The following is an 8,092-nucleotide window of genomic DNA, read 5'->3' as shown; positions in this document are numbered from 1 at the left end:
TTGCCGGAATGGCGCTGATGGCCGGGATACTGGCGGTGATGTGATGCGCCCGGGCATCATCTGGCGCGAAGATCGTGTGTGTCCATGCTGACGCTAAAAACGTATCGTGATGCCTCCGTATCTATTTGTATTCTTTTTAGGGTTTGTAAATAGTGGGTGTGAAATAGAATTTGGATATAAAAAGCGTAACGTATATTATATATTGCAATAAAATATTGGACGGAATCTTTCATATCCGGGGCCTGAGAATCCGTAATCTCTAATTCTATCGTAAAAAGACAATTGGAATCATTTTCCGATGAGTCTTATCGGCAGCACAGAGAGTGCAGACCACCAGGCCAGACCGTACGTAACAGAGAGGGTGTGGCAGTCCTCCATGACAGTGTAAAGAGAGAGAGTATGGATCGAATGGGAAGAGAGAAGAGCAGTTCGAGGTTTTCCGGGTCGTTGGTGTCCTGCATGCATTCCGGAAACCTGCTCATAAAACAAAGTCTCGGGCATCGGGATGAAAAATGCCGCAGGTGTTTTTCATGGTAAAATTTCATAGTCCTGGTGGCATCAGATCTGAAATGCCTTTTTTCCAGGAATCTGAAGGTCAGGTCGATTATGACCTCCTGATCGACAGCATCGTCGCGGAGATACCCCACGACCTGGAGGCCCTCGGGAAGGTCGAACCCCTGTGCCCGTACTGCGATGCGTATTTAAAGGAGAAGCCGATGGCAACGAAAAAATGCCCGGCATGCCGCAATATCATCCATGTTCGGAAACGACCCCTGGACGGGATACGGGTTCTTGTCACCGACGAGGAACTGGAGAGGCTGGAGGTCCAGGAATATATCTCACGGGGAGACTATGCCCGCAGGATCGTGGCATTGAAGGAGACAATGCAGAAGTTCCAGTCCGCAGGGGATCGTATGTGGCGGTGCGACGGCGGCATCTATGGCCGGTTCGTTTCAATCGATGCCTTCTGCATGCATGGCAAGGTCGTCACTGCAGGTTCGACGGAGGAGAGGGAGGCCCTCAGGGTATTGTGCACTCCCGGATGTTTGGGGGAACCGGTGCAGGTCGATAGCACTCTTTTTGATGACTCCTATGCCGCCCAGCGCTATGAGAGAGCACTTGAAGTCCTCCAGCTTCTCCCGAAGAGCCGGGAAAAGAGTGAGTATGCCAGAGACCTGAGAAGAATCGTCGGATATGACGAGTAAGGGGGATATATATCGCCGCTCCTGTTCTCTCCCCCTGCCAGGACGTGACGGCCCGCAGGAAGAGAGGGGGAACGGTATGTCTATATTACGATGCGTGTATCTCTCCCTTGATACTCCGGCCAGCAAATATAGGGGGAGGTGCTTGAAGCAAATGGCACGGGTGGCCGATGAAATCATGAGCATAAGAGGCCGGTATCGCGCGAGGTGAGGAGAATGATAGACATCTTTTATGATCTCTTCTTTGTCCCTATCCTCTTTCTGAATGTGCTCTTTGCGGTGACAATTGTTTTTTTCGAGCGCAAAAACCCCTCGACTACGCTTGCATGGCTCAGCATCCTCTTTTTTCTCCCTCTTCTTGGCTTTGTCCTCTATCTCTTTCTCGGCCACAACTATCACCGGGAACGCCTCTTCAAGGCGAAGGCCGAGGACGACGCCCGTGTCCAGGGCCTGATCGCCGCGCAGATGAAGAGCCTTGCCGAAGGGGAGATCGTCTTCAGGGATCCCCGTCTGGGGGCCTACCTGAGCATGGTCCTGATGCTGATGAGGAACAACTGGGCCTTTCTCACGGCCGACAACAGGGTAACCGTCTACACGGACGGCGAGGAGAAGTTTGCCGCCCTCCTCGATGCCATCGCCGGGGCGCGGGACTTCGTCCATCTCGAGTATTACATTATCAGGGACGACGCCCTCGGGCGCCGGGTCGTCGGCGCCCTCACGGAGAAGGCGCGGCAGGGCGTCGAGGTCCGCCTCCTCGTCGACGGCCTGGGGTGCGCGCGGCTGCCCCGCGACTTCTTCGACGCCTTTGTCGATGCCGGCGGCCGTCTCGCCCGTTTCTTCCCCTCGGTCGTCCCGTACCTGAACCCCAGGATGAACTACCGCAACCACAGGAAGATCGCGGTCATTGACGGCAGGGTGGGCTTTGTCGGCGGCTTCAATATCGGGGACGAGTACCTGGGGAAGGACTCGCGTTTCGGTTACTGGCGCGACACCGCCCTGAAGATCGAGGGCTATGCCGCCGCCGGCCTGCAGGGGAGGTTCTTCCTGGACTGGAACTTCGCCTCGGGCCCCGAACTCTCCTACTCCCCCCGCTATTTTCCCGAGATGGCCCCTGCCGGGGAGACCGCCATCCAGATCGTCTCCAGCGGTCCGGACGCCCGGTGGAACCAGGTGAAGGAGGCCTATCTCAAACTGATCAACTCGGCAAAAAAGTCGGTCTATATCCAGACCCCGTACTTCGTGCCCGACGGGAGCGTCGCCGATGCCCTGCGGATCGCCGCCCTCTCCGGCGTGGACGTGCGGGTCATGATCCCCTGCAAACCCGATCATCCCTTCGTCTACTGGGCGAGTTATTCGTTTATCGGGGAACTGCTGGAGGCCGGGGTGCGGGCGTACACCTATGATCGCGGCTTCATCCACGCGAAGACGATCGTTGTCGACGGCATCGCGGCCTCGGTGGGGAGTGCGAACTGGGACGAACGGAGTTTCCGGCTGAACTTCGAGACGAACGCCTTTGTCTACGACCCCGCGGTGGCCGGGCGCCTCCACGAGATCTTTCTTGCGGACATCCGGGACTGCAGCGAACTCACCCCTGCCGTCTATGCAGCCCGCGGGCGGGTCATCAAGGTGAAGGAGTCGGTATCCCGCCTCTTCTCGCCTCTCCTGTGATTTCCTATTCACGCCGGCGTGTAAAATAGCGCTTAAGCCTGGGCAGGTTCTGCTCATAATGCACCTGCAGGGAGGGGATCGTGTACGGCAGGAACCCGCCGATGATCGCCCCGCCGGTGAGGGCCTTCCCGAAGGCGCCGGTCTCCTCGCCGATGACATGGCTCCTCTTCCGCCTGACCTCCTCGATGAACTCCTCGGCCGTGTCGGCCTGGCAGCAGGTGACCACCCCGCCGAGGTGGTCGAGGAGGTGGGAATCGGTGCCGCCGGTCATGCCCTGGCCCGTGCGGACCGCTTCGTCTGCCGCCTGCCTGTTCAGGCCCCTGCTCATGCCCCCGCAGATCACCTCCAGGGCGTCGACCCTCCCTGCCACCGCGGGGTCGATGGCGTGCTTTGCCGTGCACTTCAGGAGGCCCTTGTCGAGGAAGAAATAGCCGAAGGGGTGTGCCGCCGTGATGAGGCAGTCATAGCCCTTCCCCCTCTCCACCAGTTCCTCTGTGGTCAGGCGCACCGCGAGGTACGGGCTCTTCCCCTTCCTCTCCCTGATCTCGCGGGCATAGAAGTCCTGCAGGCCGGAGAGCGTCGGGAAGTAGAGGAGGATGTGCGGCCCGTCCGCGGTGCTGACCTCCATGCCGGGTACGACGAGGGCCTCTGGCCTCCGCTCCAGCGCCTCCGCGACGCCGCGGACCTCGTTGTGGTCGGTGATGGCGAGGCCGATGCCGAGGCTTTCCGCCCGTGCGAGGAGTGCCCGCACCGGCGTCGGCGCGTCCGAGTACGAGGAGTGGACATGGAGGTCTGCGGGGGTGTATCCCCTCTCCCTGATCGCAGCAGGGTCGGGACGTTCAAAGCGTATTGTCATGGTGAACGGCTAACGGTTTTGTCTGATTTTCGGCGGTCTCTGCGGGTGTCGGGTGAGATCTCTCCCTCCCCCACGGGATCCTGAGGGCATTGGCGATGACCGCGAAGGAGAGGCCCATGTCCCCGATCGCCACCGCCATCCAGAGGGTGACGAGGCCGGGGACGGCGAGGACGGCGATCCCGGTCTTCACGGCGATGGAGACGGCCACGTTCTGGCGGACCACCCTCATGGTCTTCCTGCTCAGGTCGATGAGGGTCTCGATGCCGGCGACGCGGTCGTGCATCAGGACGACGTCCGCGGTCTCGATGGCGATGTCCGATCCGATCGCCCCCATGGCGATGCCGACGCCGGCGCGGGCCAGGGCGGGAGCGTCGTTGACGCCGTCGCCGACCATGACCACCTCACCGAAGCGGCCGGTCAGGTCTTCGACGGCCTGCACCTTCTCAGCAGGCAGGAGTCCGGCGCGGTACTCGTCGATCCCGAGACGGCCCGCGACCGCCGCCGCGACCCTCTCGTTGTCCCCGGTGAGCATCACCGTCCTGATGCCGCGGGCCCGCAGGCCTGCGACGGTGGCGGCGGCGTCCTCCCTGATGGTGTCCATCAGCCCGATCAGGCCGATCACCCTGCCGCCGTCGCCGACGAGCACGACGGTCTGGCCCGCGGCCTCAAGCCGTCCTTTCTCCTCCTCCCACGCGCTCTCCACCTCGGGGAAGAGGCGGCCGTTGCCGAGGGCGCAGGCCCGGCCGCCGAGGGTGCCGCACACGCCCGAGCCCGGCACCGCGACAAAACCCTCGACTGGCCCGGCCTCCACCCCGGCCTCCCGCGCCTTTGCCATGACCGCAGCGGCGATGGGGTGGCCCGACCCGGCCTCCAGACTGGCGGCGATATGGAGGATCTCCCTCTCACCGGCGTCGCCAGACCCCTTCACCGCGGTCACCTGCAGGCGCCCGGTGGTCAGGGTCCCGGTCTTGTCGAAGACCACGACCCGCGCCCGGCCCACGGCCTCCAGGTAGTCGCTCCCCTTGATGAGGATCCCCTGCCTGGCCGCGGCCGTGATCCCCGAGACCATCGAGACAGGTGTCGAGAGGGCGAGGGCGCAGGGGCAGGCGATGACAAGCAAGGAGAGGGCGCGGTAGACCGAGTCGGCGAAGGGGATCCCGAAGACGAGGGGCAGGAGGGCGGTGACCGCGAGGGCGCCGGCGATGACCGCCGGGGTGTAGACCCGTGCGAACCTCTCGATGAACCTCTCCGTCCTCGACCGCCGCTGCTGCGCCTCCTCCACGTACGCGGCGACGCGTGCGAGGGTGCTCTCCGTGTCTGGCCTCGTCACCTCCACCTCGAGGGAGCCCTCCAGGTTCTGTGTGCCGGCAAAGACCTCGTCGCCGATCTCTTTTGCGGCCGGGACGCTCTCCCCCGTCAGGGCCGCCTGGTCCACCGACGAGGCCCCGGACACCACGACGCCGTCGAGGGGGACCTGGTCGCCGGGCCTGACCAGCACGCGCTCGCCGACCCCGACCTCATGGACCTCCAGCTTCGTCCATCCCTCGTCCCGCCGCACCAGCGCGCTCACCGGCGCGAGGGAGAAGAGGTCCGCGACCGACCGGCGCGCCCTCTCCGCCGCACGGGCCTCAAGGAGTTCGGCCGCGGCAAAGAAGACGAGGACGGTCGCCCCCTCCGCAGGATGCCCGATCAGAAAGGCCCCTGCGGCCGCGATGCCGATGAGGACTTCCATCGTGAACCTGAGCCTGAGGAGCGAACGGATGGCGCTTTTCAGGAGGTCGAACCCCGCGGCGAGCGCTGCGAGGGCGAAGAGCATCAGGGCCGCCCCCCCGTACGGGGTCGCCCCGTCGACGACCAGACCTGCGGCCAGGAGGACGGCCGCTCCGGCGATGAGCGCAACCTCGTGTCGCCCGTGGCCCTCTTCCTCTTCGTGGTGTGGGCCGCAGGCCGCACAGCTGCAGCCGCCGCCTTCACTCCCGTGCATGTGCGGCCCCCGCCCTGAGCAGGTCGGTCACGTGGTCGTCGGCAAGGGCATAATAGGCCACCTTCCCTTCTCTCCTGAAGGTCACCAGGTTTGCCCCCCGCAGCAGACGTAGCTGGTGGGAGATCGCCGACTGGCTCATTCCGAGCAGGACCGAGAGGTCGCAGACGCAGAGTTCCCTGCGACTCAGGGCGGAGAGGATCCTGACCCGGGTCGGGTCCCCGAAGATCTTGAAGATCCCGGCGACGGCCTGGCTGGTCTGGTCGTCGATGAGATGCTCTCTGGCCTCCTCGACGGCATCCTGGTGGATGCACCTGACCGTGCAGATGTCGTTATCCATATCTGATCACATGAACACATATGCATATGAAAGTGTGGTTGCGCCCTCTCCCCGGACAGAGGGATAGAGAAAGTTCCCGAGTAGAATCAGGCATGAACCGCGGGCTCACGCATACCGCATGAAAATTGTTCTGGGGTGTTTGCTGATCGATGTGCCTTCCCGCACGCTCGCGCCGGGGGCGCTGCCCCCGAACCCCCGGGATTGCGATAGGGCCGGGAAGGCAGAAGGCGGAGATTCCATCTCTGAAAGGGGATGCTCGATGAGAGTCAGAGCCTCGTGCAAACCTGGAGAGTCGATCTTCAGGATCATTTTCATGGTAAGAACCTGACAGTCAGGATGTGATGTGAGAAAAAGGGAAAAACGCCCCGGCCGGGATTTGAACCCGGGTCAAAAGCTCCGCAGGCTTCTAGGATGTCCACTACCCTACCGGGACACTGCAGATGTGCTCTATAAAATTGGTGGTTCTCCCATATATTCATTCCCCTTCAGCAGGCAGGGGAGGGGTCAGACTTACTCTGTTGTCTGTCCTGTCTGCCCGATCATCGCGGAGAGATCGACGGTGACATCTGTGCCCCGGATGTCCAGATGGTATTTTCCCGGGCTCATAACGAAGATTTTCTTTGATTCGTCCACGGAGTACAGGCCGGCAAAACCGTCCTGCGCCACAATATTCCCGTCCCCGTCGCGCACGGTCACCTCAAGCCGACTTCTGTCGCTGATGGTGGTCACCGTCTTCGTCTCTTCCTTATGGCTTCCATAACTGCTCTCATAGACAACCGTCCTTGTGACCATCTTCGGCTGAACGGAGAATTCCACAACAAGGGGCGCCTGTGTCACATTGATCTCCCATGCAGCCGCAGGATGGCCGTAGCCCAGCACGACCTTCTCGTGGATCACTTCCAGGTGTGCAGGCGTCGTCGGGGTGACAGCAGGGTGCTGCTGTGCCGGCGGACTCGGGCGGTCGGTCGTCGCGGGATATGGCGTCGCGGGACTGACATATTCGCTGTCCACGGTTGGGGTTGGTGTGTTCGGCGTGGGGGCGGGCGTATCCTTGGTCCAGAATGGTTTTTCCTGTGACCCACCTTCGGCCGCAGTGGTACATCCCGCCACCAGAAGGGCGGCGCAGACAAGGAGGGCGAGCAGCATGTGGAGGGACTTCATCAAATACGAGTACTTGCTCCCGGTATATATGGGTTTATAAGGTTGTCCGTGACGACCCTATATCTATGAGAACAGGCATCAAAATTTGTACTATATAAAAATTCTCCACATCTCAACAGAGGCAGGATCAACAATACGAGAGAATGAGGCCACTGTAGATATCTTCGGCTGACCTGAGCGAAGGAATAGAAACCCGCTCGTCGATGCCATGGATCGTTTTTATTTCTCCCGGGCCGTACTCCACTGTCGGGAATCCTGCCTTTCTCAGGTGCCTGGCATCGCTCGCTGCCCACTGGAAGATGGGGACGGCCTCTTCCCCGTACACGCGCCCGATCTCCGAAGAGATGCGCGTGGCAATCGTGGCAGACGGCGGCGTAAAGGAAGGTTCGGAGGTCGAGGTCACCTTCATCCTCGCCGCGGGCGCATGTGACGCGATCTCGGAGACGATCTCCCCGGTCGTGCACCCCCACGGGATGCGCAGGTCGAGGTCAAGGTCGCAACGCTCGGCAACGATGTTTGCCTTTTCTCCGCCTGAGATGACGCCCGGGTTGAACATCACCCGGCGGAGAATGCGGTCAAGCCCTTTTGTCCCGAAAATTCCTTCAAGCACCCCTGAAGACCGGGCGATGATCTCCTCCATCTCGCCACTCACCGGGTACTCCCGTTCGTGGAGTTCCTGGAGAAAAGAGATGAGTACGTGCGCATCCATGATCGCACTCCGCCCGATCTCCGGGTACAGGGAACTGTGCCCGGGTTTGCCGGAAAAGGAGAGGGAGAGCCTCGCCAGTCCCTTCTGCCCGATGCAGGGGGAGAGGCGGGGAGTCGGTTCGGCGATGAGGGTGTCGCAGGGCCGCAGCACATCCTTTGCAAGGAGATACTCCATG

The 8,092-nt window shown here is 61.7% G+C and carries 7 protein-coding genes and 1 tRNA gene; 2 read left to right on the top strand and 6 right to left on the bottom strand.

The genetic code is table 11. The features are described from left to right. The first annotated feature begins 569 nt into the window (after positions 1 to 569). On the top strand, positions 570 to 1,205 hold the full coding sequence (locus tag PHP59_RS10145) for a hypothetical protein (protein ID WP_300166601.1): 636 nt from the start codon (positions 570 to 572) through the stop codon (positions 1,203 to 1,205). Positions 1,206 to 1,418: 213 nt separating this feature from the next. Then, on the top strand, positions 1,419 to 2,870 hold the full coding sequence (gene cls / locus PHP59_RS10140; RefSeq protein WP_300166599.1) for a cardiolipin synthase: 1,452 nt from the start codon (positions 1,419 to 1,421) through the stop codon (positions 2,868 to 2,870). 4 nt (positions 2,871 to 2,874) lie between these two features. On the opposite strand, the gene PHP59_RS10135 is transcribed toward cls, so the two are convergent. The 6 genes from PHP59_RS10135 to PHP59_RS10110 all read right to left on the bottom strand — a co-directional run. Then, on the bottom strand, positions 2,875 to 3,726 hold the full coding sequence (locus tag PHP59_RS10135; RefSeq protein WP_300166597.1) for a PHP domain-containing protein: 852 nt from the start codon (positions 3,724 to 3,726) through the stop codon (positions 2,875 to 2,877). After that, the gene (locus PHP59_RS10130; protein ID WP_300166596.1) at positions 3,710 to 5,710 is read right to left on the bottom strand and encodes a cation-translocating P-type ATPase; all 2,001 of its coding nucleotides are present in this window, start codon (positions 5,708 to 5,710) and stop codon (positions 3,710 to 3,712) included. Before PHP59_RS10130 ends, PHP59_RS10135 begins: the two co-directional genes overlap by 17 nt. Beyond that, complete coding sequence (locus PHP59_RS10125; RefSeq protein WP_300166594.1) at positions 5,697 to 6,047, bottom strand: metalloregulator ArsR/SmtB family transcription factor; 351 nt, start codon at positions 6,045 to 6,047, stop codon at positions 5,697 to 5,699. The genes PHP59_RS10130 and PHP59_RS10125 overlap by 14 nt, the downstream gene beginning before the upstream one ends. A 361-nt stretch (positions 6,048 to 6,408) precedes the next feature. Then, positions 6,409 to 6,480 (bottom strand) — tRNA-Arg (locus PHP59_RS10120). Between the two features lie 77 nt (positions 6,481 to 6,557). Continuing rightward, positions 6,558 to 7,208 carry a hypothetical protein gene (locus tag PHP59_RS10115; protein ID WP_300166592.1) on the bottom strand — a complete coding sequence of 217 codons (651 nt, stop codon included), beginning with the start codon at positions 7,206 to 7,208 and terminating at the stop codon, positions 6,558 to 6,560. A gap of 127 nt (positions 7,209 to 7,335) precedes the next feature. Continuing rightward, on the bottom strand, positions 7,336 to 8,092 hold a 757-nt coding region (locus PHP59_RS10110; RefSeq protein WP_300166590.1), incomplete at its 5' end, for a M20/M25/M40 family metallo-hydrolase.

Source organism: Methanofollis sp., from assembly GCF_028702905.1.
In the GTDB taxonomy this organism is placed as follows: Archaea; Halobacteriota; Methanomicrobia; order Methanomicrobiales; family Methanofollaceae; genus Methanofollis.
The sequence above is the reverse complement of the archived record's forward strand: the minus strand, read 5'-3'. Positions and strand labels throughout refer to the sequence as shown.

Coding starts and splice junctions, on each gene's coding strand:
- PHP59_RS10145 (WP_300166601.1), top strand. CDS start 570: ATGCCTTTTTTCCAGGAATCTGAAGGTCAGGTCGATTATGACCTCCTG.
- cls (WP_300166599.1), top strand. CDS start 1,419: ATGATAGACATCTTTTATGATCTCTTCTTTGTCCCTATCCTCTTTCTG.
- PHP59_RS10135 (WP_300166597.1), bottom strand. CDS start 3,726: ATGACAATACGCTTTGAACGTCCCGACCCTGCTGCGATCAGGGAGAGG.
- PHP59_RS10130 (WP_300166596.1), bottom strand. CDS start 5,710: ATGCACGGGAGTGAAGGCGGCGGCTGCAGCTGTGCGGCCTGCGGCCCA.
- PHP59_RS10125 (WP_300166594.1), bottom strand. CDS start 6,047: ATGGATAACGACATCTGCACGGTCAGGTGCATCCACCAGGATGCCGTC.
- PHP59_RS10115 (WP_300166592.1), bottom strand. CDS start 7,208: ATGAAGTCCCTCCACATGCTGCTCGCCCTCCTTGTCTGCGCCGCCCTT.